This window comes from Planomonospora algeriensis, assembly GCF_977012225.1.
The window spans coordinates 1-400 of record NZ_CDRNDK010001120.1 but is presented as its reverse complement, the minus strand read 5'-3'; the positions used below and the strand labels follow the sequence as shown (position 1 = coordinate 400).

Genomic DNA, 400 nt, shown 5'->3' with positions numbered 1-400 from the left:
GGGCAGCGGGGTGGCCAGCAGGCCGCCGCTGATCCCGGTGGCCAGCCCGACCCGCACCTCCTGGGCTTCGGCCAGGTTCGACGAGCACACGCCGGTCTCCGGCAACTCCAGCTGCACCTCGCGGGCCGCCTGCCAGTCCCCGGCCAGCGCGGCCACGACCGAGCGGACCTGCTCATAACCGGTGGCCATCAGGAACGTCGGGGCACGGCCGTAGGACTTGACGCCGACGGCGTAGTAGCCGGGTTCCGGGTGGGCGAGCTCGGCGGCGCCGTGCGCGGGCACGGTGCCGCACGAGTGGTGGTTGGGGTCGATCAGCGGTGCCAGGGCGCGGGTGGAGCCGAGGACCGCGTCCAGGTCCAGGCGCAGCTCGCCCGCGATGGAGTGGTCGGGGCGGTAGCCG

At 74.8% G+C, this 400-nt stretch carries 1 pseudogene; it reads right to left on the bottom strand.

The features are described 5' to 3' along the window. Positions 1-400, bottom strand: a pseudogene (locus ACWJ6R_RS38090) (flavoprotein); the annotation flags it as partial.